The following is an 18,373-nucleotide window of genomic DNA, read 5'->3' as shown; positions in this document are numbered from 1 at the left end:
CGCCACCGATGACCTGCCCAGAAAGGCCCTTTCCGTGTCCGACCTGCTGCGCGCACCCGCCGAGATCAAGTACGCCGAGGAACTCGACTGGCTGGAGTCGATCGACGACGACCCCAAGCCGTTCTCCTGGCGTCTGTCCCCGAAGATGGTCCGCCTGTTCATCCTCGGTTCCGAGCGCGCCGACGGCCTCGACCGCGAGGTGTCGCAGAAGTGGTTCGGCGACCGGAGCTTCGTCGAGCGGTCCATCGTCACCCTCGCTTCCGACCGGGGCCTGCTGCTGATCGGCGACCCCGGTACGGGCAAGAGCTGGCTGGCCGAGCTCCTCTCGGCCGCGATCTGCCGCAACTCCACCCTGGTGGTCCAGGGCACGGCCGGCACCACCGAGGACCACATCAAGTACTCCTGGAACGTGTCCATGGTCATCGCCAAGGGGCAGTCGCGCGAGTCCATGATCCCCTCGCCGATCATGACCGCGATGGAGGCAGGCGTCATCGGTCGTTTCGAGGAGCTGACCCGCTCCACCAGCGACGTGCAGGACGCGCTGATCTCGATCCTCTCCGAGAAGTACATCTCCGTCCCCGAGCTGCAGAGCGACGGCGATGGCGACAACATAGTCTTCGCCAAGCCCGGATTCTCGGTCATCGCCACCGCCAACAGCCGTGACCGGGGAGTCAACGACCTCTCCTCCGCACTCAAGCGCCGCTTCAACTTCGTCCGCATCCCGGTGGTGACGAACAAGAAGAGCGAGGCCGAGATCGTCCGCTTCCGCACCGAGGAACTGCTGCGCCGCCACCAGATCGAGCTGGAGGTGCCGCCCACCCTCCTCGACGTCCTCCTGCAGAGCTTCGCCGACCTGCGCGCCTCGGCCGCCGCGGCCGGCAGCGACGACGAGAAGCTGGAGTCCGCGCTGTCCACCGCCGAACAGATCGGTGTGCTGGAGGACGCCGTCCTGCACAGCAACTTCTTCGGCGAGAGCACCCTGACCGCGCGCAACCTCGCCGCCTCGCTGGTCGGTTCCCTCGCCCGGCGCGAGCCCGAGGACCTGGCCATTCTCAACAAGTACCTGCACGGCGTCGTCGAGCCGCGCGGCAAGGAGGAGGGCGGCTCCTGGCCCGAGTTCCTGGAGGGCGGCCGCGAAGCGATCGCGAAGCTGTCATGAGCAAGGTCCCCGAGAGCCGCGCGGCGGCCGCGACCTCCTTCGCCTCCCTGCGCGGTCAACTGCACGAGGCCGCAGACCGGTTCGCCGACGGTCCCGAAGCCCTGGAGGGCATCCTGCTGGGCATGGTCGACGACGTCGACCGCGCGGTGGGTGAACCACTGGAGATCTTCCCCGTCTGCCACCACTCACCCGCCTCGGCGCTCGCCATGGCCCGCAGACTGCGCGAGAAGCAGCCGAAAGTCGTCTACCTGGAACTGTGCGAGGACATGGCGCCGCTCCTCACCGAGCTGCGCAACTGCCGGCTGCCGGTGGCGGTGCAGGCGTTCGCGAGCGAGATCGACGGCTTCCCCGCCGAGTGGGCCCCTCTGTCGGTCGTCGCACCGATCACGGAGGCATCCGCCGAGTACCAGGCCATCGCCTACGCACTGGACACGCCGGGCGTCGAACTCGTCCTCGTGGACCGCTCCTGCGACCACGTCTTCCAGTGGGACGCCCGGCACGAGCAGGCGGGGGAGTCGACCGGCGACGACACGGCGGGCCCCGGCACCGGGCCCGTGGAAGCCGCGCTGCACGGCGAGGCCGTCGGCGTCGAGATCGGCGACCTGCGGCCGCGCTTCGCCGAACTGGAGGAACATCTGCTGCGCCACGGGAAGGTGCGGCACTGGTCGGAATGGTGGCACCAGTACGTCGAAATACCGCTCGGCGACAGCGACCACGACACCTACCGCCAGGTCATGTTCCTCATCGGCAGCCTGTTCCGGCGGCTCGCCCCCGGAGACGGTGAGCGTGTGCGCGTGGACGAGGACCGCGAGCGGTACATGTGGACCCGGATGCGCGAGCACCTGACCACGACCGGCACCGACCCGGCGGACTGCCTGTACGTCTGCGGCGCCTTTCACGCGGCCAGCCGGGTCGAGGAGTTCGGGGTGCACGGCGCCGACAGCTTCACGATCTCCCCGCGCACCGACACGCGATGGCAGTACGGCCTGATCCCGTCCAGCCACGCGGCGATCGAGGCGCAGTTCGGCCTCGCCTCCGGCTCGGTGTCGATCGCCGCGACGCAGTGGGCGAAGAACCTCAAGCGCACCCGGGTGAAGCCGTACCGCCTGCAGGGGCAGGCCGGTACGAAGAAGGAACGCCCCACGAAGGCCGCCGCGCGCGCCGCCGTCGCACCTGCCGCAGCGGAGGACCAGCTCTCCGGCTTCCTGAGCCGGCCACCGGTCCTCGACACCCTGGACGAGGCCGAACTGCTCGGCTGGTCCGTGGACATCACCCGTGCCGCGCGCCGCAACGGCTACCTCGCCTCGACCGCCGACGCCATCGCCGTGTTCGAGACGTCGATCCTGCTCGCCGGTATGAGGGACCGGGCCAAGCCGACGCCGTACGACTTCCAGGACGCGGCGATCACCTGCATCGAGAAGGACACCGTCCCCGGACGGCGGGACGTGCACCGCCTCGTCGAGATCATGATGGGCGGCGACCGCATCGGCCAGGTCGGCTACGACGCGCTGCCGCCCCTCGCCCGCGACGTGCACGACCGGCTGGCACCACTGGAGCTGAACCTCCAGCAGCGCGGGGTGCGCCGGGCCCTGCTGGACATGGCGTCCCACCCGGAACTCCGGGCCTGCTCGGACGTGCTCTGGATGCTGCGCAGACTGATGCCGGCCGGCGCCGCACGGCCCATCATGGGGGAGAGGCGACTGGGGGAGCGGTCGATCCAGGAGTCGTGGGACCTGTCGCTCGGCACCCACCAGCGGGCGCTCATCGAACTCGGCTACGAGGGCGTGAGTCTTGAGCAGGTGCTGGAGCAGAGGCTGCGGCGCGCCGCGTACGGGCCGCAGGCGACGACGGCGGACGTGTTGGCTGCGATCGAGGACGCGACGCTCCACCTGGCCGGCCGACGCCTCCCCGACGAACTGGGCACACGCGCACTTGAGGTCCTTGCGGCCGAGCGCACCGTCGACGGGGCACCCGAGGTGCTGCGCCGGGTGCGCGGACTGCTGGCGTACTACCGTACCCACGAACCCGTCCTGCCCCTGTGGATCGAGTCCTTCGTCAAGGCCGGGTACGCCCACTACTGCACCCTGCTGCCGATGGCGTTCACCGACGAGGACGCCACCGCCCGCCAGGTGGCGGCGATGCTGGGCTTCCTGTTCAGCATGGAGAGCCTCGCGCTCTCGCTGGGCTGCGACCGCACCCAGCTGGAACTGGCCGTCGCCCAGTCGCATCCGCAGGACCCGGCGAAGACGGCCCTGCTGTGGGCGGCGCAGGTACAGCTCGGCACCCTCTCCAGGGAGCAGTTGCGGAGTCGCTGCGACGAACTGCTCGCCAACCCGCTGGTGGTGCCCTCCTACCCGCACTACCTCAGCGGTTTCGTGCACGCATTGGAGCCGGTGCCGGGTCTGGCGGACATGGTGGTGGAGGCGGTGTCGAACGCGTTCGGCCGGCTTCCGGACGCCGTGCTGCTGCCATGGCTGCCGGTCCTGATCACCACGCTCCGGTCGGACGCCGCGGAGCTCGCCCCACTGCTCGTCCGCGAGGCCGGGCGGATCTTCCCGGCGCGGCTCGCGGCGCTGGACGCGTGGGTGCCGCCGTGGCGGCAGCGACCGGCAGAGGCCCCGGCCGTCCGCGCCACCGATGGTGTGTCGTTGCTCTCTGCCCACCCGGCGACCTGTGACGCGCTGGCGGAGCTGCTGGGCTGCACGGACGGCTGGGCGCCGGCCGACACGCAACCCCGGGGAGTGTCGTTGCTCCCTGCTCACCCGGCGACCTGTGACGTGCTGGCGGAGCTGCTGGGGTGCGACGCCCCGTGGGCCCCGGCCGCTCGGACTCCCGGCACTGCGACACTGATGGCCCGCCACCCCGCCACGGCACAAGCACTGGCAGCGCTGCTCACAGGTCCGTGACACCGGCCTCGGTCGCTGGTGCATCGCGACCCGGGGCCATGCCTGAGCTCGGGGGAAACGGCACGCGGCCGCGACGCGCCGCTCGCGCTCGTCCCCCGAACAAGCTGCGACCTCCGCTCGCGACCACGTACCCCGAGCTCTCGGCCTCCGGTCGAAAGAGCCGCCCTCGACTCCGGCCGGCGCCAGGCGGATTCGCAGACACTGCGAGCGGGGATGGGCGCCCTCCCGGCATCGCCTCCCGACACACCGTGGACGGCATCGCGTGGTCGGGAGGAGCCTGCCCGGTGACGGCCGAAACCGGGCAGCCCTACCCGTCCTGCAGCCCCGTCTCGCGGCGGCACACCTCACTGGATGCCGCCGCATCTCGTGCCTCCGCCGGGGGCATGGCGTGCAGCAGTTCCAGCCGACGCTGGGCGGCTTCGACCGCTGCGGGGCGTCGGCCGGGCACGCGGCGGCGCAAGGAGACCAGGGGCGGGCCGAGTTCGCGTGCCTGCTGCAGGTCGCGAAGCTCCTGCCACTGGTGGTGGGCGCGGTCTGCGGCAGCTGTCACGGCGGGGTCGTCCGGAGGCTGTTGCCGGGCGAGGCGGGCGTTGGCGGCGGCCATCCACAACGCGCAGCTACGCGCCGGATCGTCGGCCAGACGGGCGAGGTCGGCCCGGACCTCGATCCAGTGGGTGGTCTGCTCGGAACCTGCGCCGTAGGTGCGCAGGGCCCACCCCTCCCACATGGCTGCGAGCGACGCGGCCTCGCTGTGCCGCCCGGCGTGGGCGGCGGCAAGGATCGCGGGCAGCGGGTCCTCCTCGGGCGCCCCGCTGTTCCCCGACACCGGAGCGGGCATCGTCGGAACGGGTGCAGGATCCCGGTGCGGCCGCTCCGGCACCGGCACGGCCGATGCCGCAGGGGTGGGGACGGTTGTGCGGTCGACGGCAAGGAACAGTGCGTCGGCGGGGCCGGCCTGGGCGACGGCCCGTTCGTGGAGCTGGGCGAGTGGCGGGTTCATTCCGCTGCGCCAAGTGGCGGCGAGGGCCTTCAGATAGACCGGTTCTGCGATGTGGCGGCGGGGCGGAGGCGGGGCGATCCGGCCGTATAGGCGGATTCCATGGCCGAGAGAGAGGCCCTCCGCACGGAGCTGCTGCCAGGCGTCCGACGCGGCGACGAGGTCGGTGACGACGGTGGTGGTGCCCGGCCGACGCAGTTTGAGTTCGCCGGCCAGCCAGTGCCAGGGCAAAGCGGTGTAGCGCACGGTTGTCGGCGTGGTCCGGGCGAGTGCGAGGTGGATCAGGCGCTGCTTGTTGTCGAGGTGGAGTTGTCCGGTCATGTAGAGGGACAGCGGGCCGGGCGCGGCGGCCGCGGCGCGGATGCGGGTGAGGACGGTCTGTGGGTCGGCCGGGTCGGTGAGTTCAACGATGGTGGCTGCCGTCGTGCCGGTCAGAATGCTGGGCGGGACGGCCGCGAGCGTGGACAGGACGCTGGTTGCGTCGATGAGACGGCCCTTGCCGACCGGAGCCGCCGCGATCACCACCGCCGTCCCGGATGCCGTGTCCCTGTTGATCATCACAACTGCACCGTAGCGGCTGCCCAGCTTGTGCATGTAACCAGCGGCCGACTCCGGTCAGATGGCCGGAGCTGCGCCCCGACCCGAAGGACGACATGTCGGGGCGTGGGGCGCTGACCGGCGGCGGCGTCGAACCGGGCGTCCTCGCCGGCGAGGTGGTCCGGCAATGGTCCGGATCCGCCGCGATTCACCTCGCGCCGCGGTGAGCCCCAGCAAGGCGGGGGACAGGCGCAAGCCGTGCTGATCGACAGCTGTGCGGCGGTGGTGATCTCGTGAGCCGAACACCTCCTCGACGACGTCATTCCGTCGCACCGGCCGGCGCGGCGGGGGAGGCCTCGTCCTCGGGCCGACGCCGTGTTGTGGCGACTTCGTCCCATGAGGGCCGACGCGGCCGGAGACCGGGTGCGACGACTCCCTGGGCGCGCTCGCCGGAACTGCGACCGTCGGTGCGGATCCGGCGAACGATCAGGATGACCGTGTCGTCGTCGAGTCCGGCAGGGATTCTGAGTGCGTCCGCGCCCGCAGCGACCGGTGAGACGGGCGTGCGAGCCTCGCTCGTCACATCGACGCGCCGCCCGCGGTGCGCCCGGAGGCCGTTGCACGAAATCTCGTCGCCGGACGAGTTCGCCATTCCGCCACGATCTTGCCCAAAGCCCTTCTAAGATCGCTGGCAAGGCGGTTCTCCGCATCTCTATGTACTCCCCCACGAGCAGGGCGTCAGGCCCTTCTGAACGCTGAGAGCAGGAGATGACATCTACGAATGAACAAGCGAAGGGAGCCGCGCCCGAGCAGCGTCGGCGGAGGCCGGGCATGCCCGGTCGCCGCACCGTTGGCTGCCTGGCCGCGCTCGCCTTGGGAATCGGTAGCGGCTCGTTAGCCGTGGCGCCCGCGGCGCACTCGCAGCCGGGGGACGGATCGGTGACGGTCCGGGTGATCCGGGCCGTGGACAACACCGGCGTGTGGACACCCGCGCTGGAACCGGGCATCGCGGGCGTCAAGGTGACCCTCACCGACGACGCCGGGACGGGCATCGAGGGGGTCACGGCGGCCGACGGCACCGTGACACTGACTCCGACGTCGGGCACGACCACCAGCGGCAAGTACCGGGTTCAAGTGGTGAATCCGAAGCCGGGTGTGCTGTTTCCGGCCTTCGCCTCGCGTCAGGGGCTGGACGGCGCGCCCAACCAGTCCAGCAGCAATGAGGAGTTCGTCGACCTCTCCGGCGAGAAGAACGTGGCGTACACGACCGGGCTGTGGAGTCCGGGTGACTACTGCCAGAAGAACGCACCGCTGATGACGACCTGTCAGCCCACCACGCGCGAGGGCGGGACCCAGCGCACGCTGGTCTCCTTCCCGTACGACGCGCGCGGCCAGGACGGCGTCGACGTCGACGTCACGAACATCGCCACCAACGCCGAGACCGGCACGCTGTTCGGCATCGCGTGGAACAAGGCCGACAAGCGGGTGTTCTCCTCGGCACTGGCCAAGCGCACCACGGACTACGGTCCGGGTGACGCCGGGGGGATCTATGTGACCGACCCCGCGCGGAAGAAGACCTCCCTGTTCACCGTCGTCCCGGACGCGGGGACGACGGCGCACGGCCCGGGTACCGATGACGCGTTCCTTGCCGTGCCCGGCAAGGAGAGTCTGGGCGGCATCAAGATCACCGATGACGGCAAGGACCTGTTCGTCGTCAACCTCAACAACCGCAAGCTCTACCGCTACGACGCCACGGTGGCGACCGCGGCGGCGCCGAAGGCCGTCTACGCGATCCCGGACCCGGGCTGCCCGGCGGCCGGGGACTGGCGCCCCTTCGGCCTGGGGATGCAGGACGACACCGGCTACCTCGGCGGGGTCTGCTCGGGCGAGTCCACCGAGAAGGTCTCCGACCTCCGCGCGGTGGTTCTGCCCTTCGACCTGGGCACCGGCACCTTCCGGAAGGCCGTGCTGAACCAGCCGCTGGACTACCCGCGCGGCTCCACGGTCGGCGCCGGTCCGTGCGACGGCGCGGGCTGGTTCCCGTGGACGAGCACCTACCCGGCCTCGCAGGACGGACGGCCGTGCGGCAACTCCACCATCGCCAAACCCGAACCGGAGTTGGGCGAGATCGCCTTCGAGACCGACGGCTCGATGCTGCTGGCCTTCCGCGACCGCTTCGGCGACCGCGCGCCGGCCGGTCCCGCGCCGAACACCGCCGCCGTCGTCATGTCGGGCGGTGACCTGAACAAGGCCTGCCCGACGGACGGCATGTATGTGATGGACACCAACAACGGCTGCGGGCTGTCCCCTCGGGGCACCCGGTTCTTCGACACCAGCTGGGGTGGTCACCGCAACACGGCGTTCGCCGGCATGGCGCTCTCCAAGGCCGAGAACACCATCGCGACCTCCGCTTTCGACCCCAACCACACCGCCCTCGGGTACGGCACGTCGTTCCTCCAGCGCGATGGCACGCAGGACCCGAAGTTCGGCCTGCGCCTCAACCCACCTGGCGCCGTGGCCCCGTTCGGCAAGGGCGCCTCGATGGGCGACCTGGAGGTGCTGTGCGACCAGGCGCCGCTCCAGATCGGTAACCGGGTCTGGTACGACCCCGAGCGCAAGGGCATCCAGAACCCGGGCCAGCGCCCGGTCGTGGGCGCGACCGTCAACCTGTACGACGAGTCCGGCAAGCTCGTGGGCACGACCGAGACGACGGCGCGCGGCGAGTACTACTTCGACGACTCCAATGTCACCGGCGGCCTGAAGCCGAGGACCAAGTACACCATCCGCCTCGACAAACCGGCCGACTACGCCCAGGGAGGCCCGCTCTACCAGTGGGTGCCCACGGAGGCGGATGTCGGCGACAACCACTTCATCGATTCCAAGGGCGTCGTCCCGCGCGACGCGAAGTTCCCGGAGCGGGCGCTGACCACCGGCGGGCCGGGAGAGAACGACCACACCTACGACTTCGGCTTCCGGCAACAGGAGGGTGCGCTGCGCCTGATCAAGCACGACCAGGACGGCAAACCGCTGGCGCGTGCGAAGTTCCAGCTATGGAAGGAGACGAATGGTTCCGATGGCCTGCAGGCCACCGGGACGGAGCCGGACACGCCGGTCGACAAGCCCTGCATGACCGGGACCGACGGCATCTGCCAGGGCGCCGGCGAGCCGGGGACGTACTACTGGCAGGAGGTCAGCCCGCCAGAAGGATACGCCGTACCCGACGAGGCGGTGTTCGGGCCGCTGGTGCTGACCTCCGACAACCTCGAAGACGGCGTCTCGGTGACAGCGGTCAACCGACGGCTTCCCACCACCGAGCCGACACCGACACCGACACCCACGAAGCCCTCACCGGGCAAACCGGGTTCGCCGGGGGAACCAGGCGCACCGGGTGCACCGGGTGCACCCGGCCACGCATCCAACTCGGGCCTGGCGTCCACCGGCATGGGCCAGGTGGTTTCGCTGGCCCTGGCCGGCTGCGCGGCGCTCACGCTCCTCGGTGCGGCGCTGGTCGTACTGATGCGCAGGCGAAGGGCACAGCTCCGCTAGCCCCGAAGTGGGGCGACCGGCACCGGTGACCGTCCGGGCCGGCTCGGGCGGGTTCGCGGACCAGCGGTTCGCGAACCCGCCCTCCTGTGTGACCGACCGATGAGAGAAGGCGACCGCATGGCCCGGAAGAGGAAGACCGACGGCCGTACGCCGCGTCGGGCCCTCTGGTTGAGAACACTGATCGTGATCACGGCGTGCGGTGCCGCAGTGGGCGGCCTGGCCGCCTACCGGACGTTCTCCGACGACACCGCCACCGAGCGGCCGGTGACGATGGAGGAGGCGTCCAGGCTGGCGCTGTCGCGGCTGAATCTGTACCAGGCCAGTCCGGTGGCGTTGACCCTCACCGCCACCGAGGGCGGCGGAGTGGTGGTGCGGGTCAAGGGGGTCGTGGACTACCGAGCCCGCCGGGCCGTGGGGAGTTACCAGGTCACCGGGGCCTCCGGGTCATCCGGAGCTTCCGGGCCCGCCACCGGGCAGCTCGACCACGGGCTGATCGTCTGGGACACCGGCGGCATCGGCCTGGCCCCCGCGCCCAAGGGAGACAACAGCCCGGCCTGGCAGCAGGCCGAGCACATCCCGCGCTCGGGCTGGTCCTCGCGCTCCTACACGACCGATCCTCTGGACGCCGGGCTCCAGTTGCTCATCGGGCTGGGCGCGGACCGCCCCGACAACCCGCTGTTGTTGGCACAGTCCGGGGCTCGCCTTCTGGAGCGCGAACGGATCGACGGCCGCACCTACGACCGGTTCGCCGGGCCGCGAGCCCAGGGCGCCACGCCCGGTGCGGGGTCCGACGGCGGACGGTCGCCGCTGACGTACTGGGTCGACGGTGACGGCGGCCTGCGACGGGTGACGATGCGGATGCCGGGCCTGGGGACCCCGACCACCCTGGAGTTCTCCGGCCGCGACGGCCGCGCGAAGCTCCCTGAGGCGCCGTGGGCCACCGGTTGATATCTCCGTGCCGCTGCGCCCCGGCCTCCGTGGGCGCCGACGACCCTCCTCAACTCAACCTTCACAGCGCCATGACGACCGGGGACGAGCCCACTGCGGCACCGTGCTCAGCGCGAGTGCGGTACGGCGTCGACGTCCTTCGGGAGTGGGTACGCGGCCGCGTCGACGGCCCCCGGCAGGCCGGTCGCCGGGCGGCCGGGGGACGTCGGGTCCGGCATGGACGGTTGGGCGGGTGGGGCCGGCACCTGGCTGAACGGGACGCCGGGCGGCGCCTGCACCGGCGCCGTCCGGCCGGCGGGCAGCGCGCCCCGACTTCGGGTGCCGCAGCCCGCGCGACCCTCCAGGCCGTCCGGGCTCTGGGTGGTGGGCCGGTTGCCCGCGAAACAGTTGTCGTGGTCGGCCGAGGCCAGCACGAGGTCGATGCCGTTGCCGGTGGCACGGTTGCCTTCGACACGATTGCCGCTCGCCGGATGCCCCGGCGGGTCGGTGACGACCACTCCGGCCGCCCGGTTGCCCCGGACCAGGTTGCGCTGGACGCGGTTCGCGGTGCCGCCGCCGATGCCGATGCCGATGCCGAAGCCCCCGTCCGCCTGCTCGGGCGTGTCGGAGGCGTTGTTGTCGGCGACCACGTTGCCCGCGATCACTGCGCCGTGCTGCGGGGCGAGGGCCTCCAGGTCGTTGGAGTTGACCGTGACGCCGACCCGGTTGCGGGCGACGAGGTTGCCCACCACCGACAGGTTGTCCGAGGCGTTGGTCAGTTCGATGCCGACCGCGTTGCGCTCCACGGTGTTGCCGCGGACGAGGGTGCCGCAGGGCTTGCACTGGCCGACGTAGATGCCGGAGTCGGCGTGTCCGGAGGCGTAGGAGTCCTCGATCACACCGTCGCGCGCGTCAAAGGCGTAGATGCCGTACAGGCCGTTGTTGTATGCCGTGACGCGGGTCGCGCGGAAGCCCCGGACGGCAGGGAAACGGGTGGTGTCCAGTGGGTCGTAGGCGGAGCCGCCGGCGCCGCGCTGCTGCAACCGCTCGTCGGTGACGCCGGTGAACAGCACGCCGTTGGCGAGGTAGCCGTGCACGGTGAGGTTCTCGACCACCGAGCCGGCGCCGGTCACGGTGATGCCGTTGGCCAGACGCACACCGCCGTCGAAGACCACCTTGTTGCGGTCCGTTCCGCGCAGCACCACGCGGGGCTTGGTGACGCGCACGCTCTCCCGGTACACCCCCGGCCCGATCAGCACCGTCTCGCCCTCACGAGCGACGTCCACCGCCTGCTGCACCGAGGGGAAGTCCTGCGGAACGCGCAGCACGTTCCCTGCCGGATGCCGCGCGTCGGAGGACGTCGACCCCGTTGTGGAGCACCCGGTGGCCGCCAACGCGACCGAAGCGATCAGCACCGACAGACGCAGCGCCGCCCGGAACATCGCCGGGACCGGCGAGCAGTTCAACAGGCGCTCTGCAGAGAGGGTTTGCATGGCAGATGTTTTATCGTCTCCAATAGGCCTATGCCCACCGAACAGGGAAATGCGCAGGATCCATCACGACCCGCGGCAACCGGTTTCGGGCGGCGCCGGGCACTGCTCGCAGCGGGAGCGGTGCTCGCCGCCGGGGTCGGCGCGGCGGCCGACGAACTGGCGAGGGACGACCCGGCAGCCGACCCTGCCGCCGCCGGCTCCCCGCCGACCGAGGCCGCGATTCCCTTCCACGGCGCCCGACAGGCAGGTGTCACGGCGCCCCAGCAACCGGCGACGCACCTGCTCTCCTTCGATCTCCCGCATACCTCCACCGCCACCGACCGGAAGGTTCTTCGCCGCGTCCTCGGCTCGCTGACCAGCACGCTCGCCACCGCGGCCTCCGACGCCCCGCATGACCCGCGGCTTCAGGGCGGAGGCGCGACCCGGCTCACGTCCCTGGTCGGCATCGGCCCCGCTCTCGCCGCTCGGCTGGCCCTCAACGTCCCCGCCTCACTGGGGCAGTTGCCGTCGTTCCCCGGCGACCGCCTCGACCCGCGCCGCAGCAACGGCGATCTTCTGGTCCAACTGTGCGCAGCCGACCGCTGGACGCTCACCGTCGTCGCCGAACTCGTCGGCACGTCCGCACACGCCGCCGGCGCCGTACTGCGCTGGACCCAGTCCGGCTTCCTGCCCCACACGGCTCCGGGCACCACCCCGCGGAACTTGTTCGGCTCCAAGGACGGCACCGCCAACCCCGATCACGCGGGGGCCGAGCAGTGGGTCTGGGGCCCACCCGGAGCCCACGGGGACGGCACCGTTCTGGTCTACCGCAGGATCCGCATGGACGTCACCGGCTTCGCGGCCCTCCCCGAGGGCCGCCGCGACCAGGTGATCGGCCGTCGCGCCCGCGACGGCGTCGCCCTCAGCGGCACGGCCGAGCATGACGAGCCGGACATCTACGCCAAGAACCCCGATGGTTCCTACGTCATCCCCGCCACGGCACACGTCCGTCTCGCCAGCCCCCGCTTCGACGCCGGCGCCCGTATGCTCCGCCGCAGCTACAGCTACGACGACGGCCCGAACGACCGCGGGCTTCTCTTCTGCGCCTTCATGCGCGACCCGGCCCAGTTCACCCGCGTCCAGAACCGTCTGGCCGCTCGCGACGCCCTCACTCCCTTCCTCCAGCACCAGGCCTCGGCAGTGGCCTACGTCCTGCCAGGCGCCCCATCCGCAGGGACTCTCGGCGAACAGCTCTGACCATGAAGTCCGCCTCGCTCCCGTGGCCCGACAATGCACCGCACCAGCTGGTCGGAGTGGGGACGTGCCCGGGAGAAGTGGGGAGCCGGTCCGGATTTCGAAGGTCCTGTCAGGACGGCCGGGAAAGGGCGCCTGCCAGGCATCCGATGCGACTGACGGCGCTTGAGTCCGGCTCCCAGACGGTCCTTGACGGCGTCGACGACTGTGAGGTCGTCGGACAGGACGTATGCTCCGCCGTCGAAGCAGACATGGCGGCTGGAACGCGTGCTGGAGGCGTGGTTGCAGCACCTGGCCGTCCTCACCGACCGGCGCGCCGGACTGCGCAGCGGGCCGGTCGACAAGCCGGCCTGCCGGTCCCCGGCTGCGGAGGGACTGCCCCACTGGTTTGCGTAGTTCTACCGATGTACGGCTCCGCGCCGGCTGGGTACGTTCACCGACGCATGGTCATGCTGGTGTGGTGCATGGTGGTCGACGGGCTCGGTCGCCGGGACTTCGCGGAGGAGGGAAGCGTTGCGGGTGGGGAACCGCCGCTTCCTCCTCGGGCAGGCCGGTATCATCTCTTGGTTTGCGAAAGGAATCCACCATGGCGCTACGGCCGGAAATCTCCGGGTTCTCTCTTCGGAAGATGTGGGCCCACATCGGATGCGCCGATGCGGAGGTGGGGCAGCGCATCGCCGGCTCCCTCGAGGAAGAGGGCGAGGAGTGGCTGCACGACATCGTCATGGGTGAGGTACCGCCGGGAAGCCTGGACGTCGAGGACGACGCCGTGATCGAGGCGGTCGTCGAGCTCGCGTTCTTCGAACAGGATCACCATCACGTCGGCTCCAGCATATGGAATTCCTACTTCATGGACTGGGCGTGGGAGCGGCAGGGCCTCCTCCATGCGGAGGGGTACGAGGACGCCGATCGTGCGCACATGCTGATCGGATGGGCGCTGCTGGAACGGCCCATCTTCGGCACGAAGCTGGACACATCGTGGACCAGCTACGGATACCTTGCGCATGAGGAACTCGGCGAGCTGATCGGCTACCTCGACCAGCACCCACGCCTTCTGCTCGATGAGCACGGGTTCGGCACAAAGTTCATTGACTGGCTGCGCGAGATCCACGGCCTCGGCCTCGATTACTGGTTCCACAGCGCATAGTTGCTCGCGGAGCGTAGTGATTCTTTTTCGGACATGTAGCGCTGTGATCGCGCCGAGCTGTTCCATCTGCTCATGGATACGGGATTAAGGGCTGTCCCGTGGCGGCGGCGAGTCCGAGAAAGGCCAGGTAGTTGTGGGGGTAACGCTCGTATCGAGGGCTGAGTCTGCGGTAGCCGGACAGCCACGACATGGTCCGCTCGATCACCCACCTGCGGCGGCCCAATCGCTGCCACGAGCGTCGTGCAAAGGTCATTGACGCGCTCTTCGACCTTGCCGATGCGATCATCGCCGTCCGCAGCCTTATCCGCCGGGTGTGGACCACGCACCGCTGGCACACCCGACCCCACCACCGCCTTTGAACAGCCGATGCCGGCACGCCCCGGGGCTTCGGCCTCCGCGTGGCAGGCGCCCAGGGATATGTCGTGTGTGAGGGCTGGTCAGGAGGGGGCCAGGACTGCCACCTCACAGCCGAACCCCACCACCAGTCGGCCATCCGAGGTGACGGCCACGGCGTGCACCGCTGCGGGAAACACCATCCCCCAGCTCCGCCGCCACGGCCAAGGCCGTCTCCTCGTCGCCGGCCACCACCTCCACGGCGTGTCGGGCCTTGTAGTCCTCGCGGTCGAAGGCCGGAGGCCGCCCGCGCCGCCGACCGTCATCGACGGCAACTCCCGTCTTGCCGCCGCCCGCGAAGCCGGAGAAGCCGACAAACTCGAAGCCGAGCGAGCCTCAGCCTGGAGCCGCGTCCGTCCGTCGAGCGTGAACCAGACGCAGCGCAGGGACCCTGTCACCACTACCCGCAGCGCGGTCGAGTGCGGAATCAACCGGCTCAAGCGCAACCGGGCGGTTGCCACTCGGTTCGACAAACTCTCGGTCCGCTTCGAAGCCACCGTCCTGGTCGCCGCGATCGGCGCATGGTTATGACGGGCCTGAACTGTCGGTTGCAGATGCCATGCTGACCGCGACCGGGGCGGATGGGGCGAGGGAGATAACAGTCCTAGCGGGTCAGCGTCTCGAAGCCGACATCTCCGCAGTACTTCACAACAAGCCCCTCCGCCTCGGAGTCAGCGTTGTTCATCGCTGCCACCGTCGCCTCCCCCAAGGTCCGGCCTCCGCCGACGATCTCATCCCGAAGCGGTCGCATCGCGAGAAAGGCGTCCTGAGCGATGGCCTCGACCTCGTCGTACCCTGACGACTCCGGCGTGTCCGTGCCCGCCGCGTTCCGCGCCTTCTGCCACGTCCCAAGCTGCATACAGTAGTTCTGCCGCTGCTCGGTCAGCCGCTGCTCATCCTTACCCTTGGATGAGGAACACCCCGCCGCCACCGCCACCAGAGCAAGGACTGGGAGTACTGCCTTAAGCATGCGCACCACATTGCCCCCGGCTGGAAGTTCGTCCGCTCAACGCTGTCACCTGCAACTCCCGCAGCAGGATACTCGCGTGGCACCCGAACGCGGAGACCCGGTAGGCCCACCACGACCTGCCCCACGGAGCCACGTACCTCGCCCCGGACCACATCCGCCTGCAGAACTTAGTGAAGCGCCGCTCGATCCCCTGGAACCGGTCTTTGAGGCTTTCCGATCTCTGTATGACGTTGTGAGGTGGAGGGTCAGGACGGCTTTGACCAGGTCTGTGATACGGGTGGTGCTGCAGCGAAGCTCGCGCAGCAGCCGCCGCGATTTCAAGGTGGCTATGGCTTGCTCGCCGAGCGCGCGGATCTTGGAATGCGAGACATTGGCAGCGCGCTGCCCCTCGGACAGCTTTTCCCAGCGACCGCGGTAGGGGACGCGGGCGGTGCCGCCGGCGCCCTGGTGGCCCTTGTCCGCCCAGCAGCGCACGCCGGCCTCGGTCGGAGCGGCGATGATGCCGTGGGTGCGGGCGGCCCTGATGTCATGGACCGCGCCGGGCAGGGCGGGCGAGGCCCACAGCAGGCGGCCGAACGGATCGGCGATGACCTGCACGTTCATCCCGTGCTTCTTGTGTTTCCCGGAGGTACGGCCGGTCGGCGGCGATCCGGTCGATGGGCAGCAGCGTCCCGTCCAGGATCACGAATGCCTTGTGTGCCGCAGCGTGGGTGGCAGCCGCCAGGTCAGGGGCGATGGCGGCCAGGACCTCCACGGCCTCGGCGATGTAGCGGTAGACGGTGGCGAGCCCGACACCGAAGCCGGATGCGAGCTGGGCGTAGGTGTGCCCGCACCGCAGATGGGCCAGCACCAGCAGGGCCTGCCGGTCCGCCGTCAGTCGGCGCCAGCGTGTCCCGAGCTCCCGGCGCCGCGCGTCCAGCAGGCGGGACAGGTACCGCAGTGTCGAGCTGGGCAGATCGATCCCCGATGGGTGGACAAGTACGCGAAGCTCCGGCCGGACAGGTTGCTGGGTGGTCGACAACCCATCTACCAGGAGCTTCACCTCCTCTCGGACACCGCCCTCACGGCAACTGGCCATCCATCAGTCAAGTCGGAAAGGGCTCCTTGTCCGAAGAATTCATATCCTTGGTCTTCGTTGTGCCACCGACGGAACGTGAAACACGCAGAGAGTGCAATTTTGGCGATCTGTGCACGCCAAGACAGTGAGAATCGTGACGGGTGCTCGCATCACTCCGGCAGAGCAATGCGTGATGCGCCGTCACTGCGAGCGGGTGTTGGATGGCTGAGGAGATGAGCCAGCGCCGGAGGGCACCGCCAGAGAGCCCCCGGCGTGCCTATCGGGTGAATGTGAATTCCGGCCCATTCGGTGCCAGGTCGTCCATGACGTGCCGGCACCGCCTCAGCAAGGAGATTCGCCGGTGGAAAAGTCCGGACCCATACATAGTCGTCGCCACTTCCTTGGCACCTCGGCCGCGGCTGCGGCGGCGACCCAGTTCGGTATGGCTGGCGGTGCGCAAGCGCATTCCGAATCGAGAGGCGCCGAGGCTCGTTCCGCAGCCGATTCTGTGACGCGTACGTCCTTTGGTCCGGTGAAGCAGATCCATGCCGGAGACCTGAGCGTGGGGTACGTAGAGGCCGGACCTGTGAGCGGGCAGGCGGTCATACTCCTGCACGGTTGGCCTTACGACATTCACAGTTACGTCGAGGTCGCACCTCTGCTCGCAGCAAAGGGCTACAGGGTGGTCGTCCCTTATCTGAGAGGCCATGGAACAACGCGATTCCTCTCGAGCAAAACACCCAGGAACGCCCAACAGTCGGCGTTCGCAGCCGACATCATCGCCCTGATGGACGCCCTCGGGATCGATCGAGCCATTCTCGCCGGTTATGACTGGGGCTCCCGGACGGGCGACATCATAGCGGCCCTCTGGCCAGGGCGCTGCAAGGCGCTGGTATCCGTGACCGGCTATCTGATCGTAAATGTCGAAGCCAACAGGATGCCGTCGCCGCCGAAGAGCGAGTGGGCATGGTGGTATCAGTATTACTTCGCCACAGAAAGGGGTGTGCTGGGCCTCGAAAAGTACCGAAAAGATTTGGCTCGACTGGTGTGGCGATTCAATTCCCCGACATGGAATTTCGACGAATCAACCTTCGATCGCACGGCAACGGCTTTCCGGAACCCGGATTACGTCGGCATCGTGATCGACAATTACCGCTGGCGACTTGGTCTCGCAAAGGGTGAGCCTCGGTATGACGCCATGGAAAAGCGCCTCGCTGCGGCCCCGGTCATCGAGGTGCCGACGATCACCATGGACGGCAAGCATGATCCATTTACGCCTCCAGGTAACGGATCGACTTATCGCAAGAAATTCACAGGGAAATACGCGCACCGGACCGTTGACGCCGGACACAATCTTCCGCAGGAGGCCCCGCAGGCCTTCGCTGAGGCTGTCATGGAAGTCGATGGATTCTGATCGCGTTGCCGAACTCAACGTGTGTGCTCAAGTCGGGCAGGCACGTTTTCGAGGGGTCGCGGTCGCTTCCGTCCGTCTGCGAAAACGGTCAGCCGACCTGTTACGGCCCCGGGGGCCGGGGTTCCGCTCCGGTTGAAGTCACCGAACGGGCGGCCGCTGATCAGCCTGAGGCCGATTCGCCGGACCACCGCTTCCCTGTCAAGGGCTGTCCCGTAATCCCCGGCGGGCGCCGGCACGTCGAGGGAGATCTGCCACGGGTGGGCCGCGTGCTGAGGGCCAAGCGCGTGGGCGGCCGCTCCCCGGCACACACCGGACCGGTGCGGCTCTTCACGACGGATTGAATGCCGAGAAGACCGCGGACCGCCTCCATGATGCCGCGGTCGCGGTGGACGACCTGGACGGCATCGCCGTATCGGTCATCCGCCGCGTCGCCGCGTGAAGTCGCGCAGCCCGTCGGCCAGTAGTTAGCATGAAGTCAAACGGTGCCACCGATGAGTCGCCTGGCGCGATGGGCGCGGCGGGCCCGCGGGGCGGTGTTCTTGCGAGCGACCGCGCACATGGCAACGCCGACCTCAATTCCGTATGCCGTCGGGT

General features: G+C 69.4%; 12 protein-coding genes and 2 pseudogenes. 9 read left to right on the top strand and 5 right to left on the bottom strand.

Features of this window, described 5'->3' with window-relative positions; all coding sequences use genetic code 11:
* Positions 1 to 34: 34 nt before the first annotated feature.
* Complete coding sequence (locus tag ACIRP2_RS21370) at positions 35 to 1,159, top strand: AAA family ATPase (protein ID WP_404252475.1); 1,125 nt, start codon at positions 35 to 37, stop codon at positions 1,157 to 1,159.
* On the top strand, positions 1,156 to 4,065 hold the full coding sequence (locus ACIRP2_RS21365) for a hypothetical protein (RefSeq protein WP_404252473.1): 2,910 nt from the start codon (positions 1,156 to 1,158) through the stop codon (positions 4,063 to 4,065). Before ACIRP2_RS21370 ends, ACIRP2_RS21365 begins: the two co-directional genes overlap by 4 nt.
* A gap of 307 nt (positions 4,066 to 4,372) precedes the next feature.
* Here ACIRP2_RS21365 and ACIRP2_RS21360 read toward each other — a convergent pair whose 3' ends face one another.
* Positions 4,373 to 5,620, bottom strand: a complete 1,248-nt coding sequence (locus ACIRP2_RS21360; protein WP_404252897.1) for a hypothetical protein — start codon at positions 5,618 to 5,620, stop codon at positions 4,373 to 4,375.
* Between the two features lie 810 nt (positions 5,621 to 6,430).
* Here ACIRP2_RS21360 and ACIRP2_RS21355 point away from each other — a divergent pair.
* Both ACIRP2_RS21355 and ACIRP2_RS21350 read left to right on the top strand, forming a co-directional pair.
* A complete protein-coding gene (locus ACIRP2_RS21355) occupies positions 6,431 to 9,145 on the top strand; it encodes an SdrD B-like domain-containing protein (protein WP_404252471.1) in 2,715 nt (904 codons plus the stop codon).
* A gap of 117 nt (positions 9,146 to 9,262) precedes the next feature.
* Entirely contained in the window at positions 9,263 to 10,093 is an 831-nt protein-coding gene (locus tag ACIRP2_RS21350; protein ID WP_404252469.1) for a hypothetical protein, read from the top strand.
* Positions 10,094 to 10,200: 107 nt separating this feature from the next.
* Here the strand turns inward: ACIRP2_RS21350 and ACIRP2_RS21345 are convergent, their stop codons facing one another.
* Positions 10,201 to 11,565: a right-handed parallel beta-helix repeat-containing protein gene (locus tag ACIRP2_RS21345; RefSeq protein WP_404252467.1), complete on the bottom strand. Its 1,365-nt coding sequence runs from the start codon at positions 11,563 to 11,565 to the stop codon at positions 10,201 to 10,203.
* Positions 11,566 to 11,595: 30 nt separating this feature from the next.
* On the opposite strand from ACIRP2_RS21345, the gene ACIRP2_RS21340 reads away from it, so the two are divergent.
* Both ACIRP2_RS21340 and ACIRP2_RS21335 read left to right on the top strand, forming a co-directional pair.
* The gene (locus tag ACIRP2_RS21340) at positions 11,596 to 12,801 is read left to right on the top strand and encodes a Dyp-type peroxidase (protein WP_404252465.1); all 1,206 of its coding nucleotides are present in this window, start codon (positions 11,596 to 11,598) and stop codon (positions 12,799 to 12,801) included.
* 583 nt (positions 12,802 to 13,384) lie between these two features.
* On the top strand, positions 13,385 to 13,945 hold the full coding sequence (locus ACIRP2_RS21335; protein ID WP_404252463.1) for a hypothetical protein: 561 nt from the start codon (positions 13,385 to 13,387) through the stop codon (positions 13,943 to 13,945).
* Between the two features lie 70 nt (positions 13,946 to 14,015).
* Here ACIRP2_RS21335 and ACIRP2_RS21330 read toward each other — a convergent pair whose 3' ends face one another.
* Entirely contained in the window at positions 14,016 to 14,231 is a 216-nt protein-coding gene (locus ACIRP2_RS21330; protein WP_404252461.1) for a transposase, read from the bottom strand.
* On the opposite strand from ACIRP2_RS21330, the pseudogene ACIRP2_RS21325 reads away from it, so the two are divergent.
* Both ACIRP2_RS21325 and ACIRP2_RS21320 read left to right on the top strand, forming a co-directional pair.
* Positions 14,170 to 14,304, top strand: a pseudogene (locus tag ACIRP2_RS21325) (IS5/IS1182 family transposase); the annotation flags it as partial. The gene ACIRP2_RS21330 and the pseudogene ACIRP2_RS21325 overlap by 62 nt on opposite strands.
* 238 nt (positions 14,305 to 14,542) lie before the next feature.
* Positions 14,543 to 14,869, top strand: coding sequence for a hypothetical protein (locus tag ACIRP2_RS21320; RefSeq protein WP_404252459.1), 327 nt, complete (start codon positions 14,543 to 14,545; stop codon positions 14,867 to 14,869).
* A gap of 73 nt (positions 14,870 to 14,942) precedes the next feature.
* Here ACIRP2_RS21320 and ACIRP2_RS21315 read toward each other — a convergent pair whose 3' ends face one another.
* Positions 14,943 to 15,308 carry a hypothetical protein gene (locus ACIRP2_RS21315; protein ID WP_404252457.1) on the bottom strand — a complete coding sequence of 122 codons (366 nt, stop codon included), beginning with the start codon at positions 15,306 to 15,308 and terminating at the stop codon, positions 14,943 to 14,945.
* Between the two features lie 225 nt (positions 15,309 to 15,533).
* Positions 15,534 to 16,329: pseudogene (locus tag ACIRP2_RS21310) on the bottom strand (transposase family protein); the annotation flags it as partial.
* Between the two features lie 397 nt (positions 16,330 to 16,726).
* Between ACIRP2_RS21310 and ACIRP2_RS21305 the strand changes: the two are divergent.
* Positions 16,727 to 17,779: an alpha/beta fold hydrolase gene (locus ACIRP2_RS21305; RefSeq protein ID WP_404252455.1), complete on the top strand. Its 1,053-nt coding sequence runs from the start codon at positions 16,727 to 16,729 to the stop codon at positions 17,777 to 17,779.
* Positions 17,780 to 18,373 lie beyond the last annotated feature (594 nt).

The organism is Streptomyces sp. NPDC101194, from assembly GCF_044767885.1.
Taxonomy (GTDB): domain Bacteria; phylum Actinomycetota; class Actinomycetes; order Streptomycetales; family Streptomycetaceae; genus Streptomyces.
The sequence above is the reverse complement of the archived record's forward strand: the minus strand, read 5'-3'. Positions and strand labels throughout refer to the sequence as shown.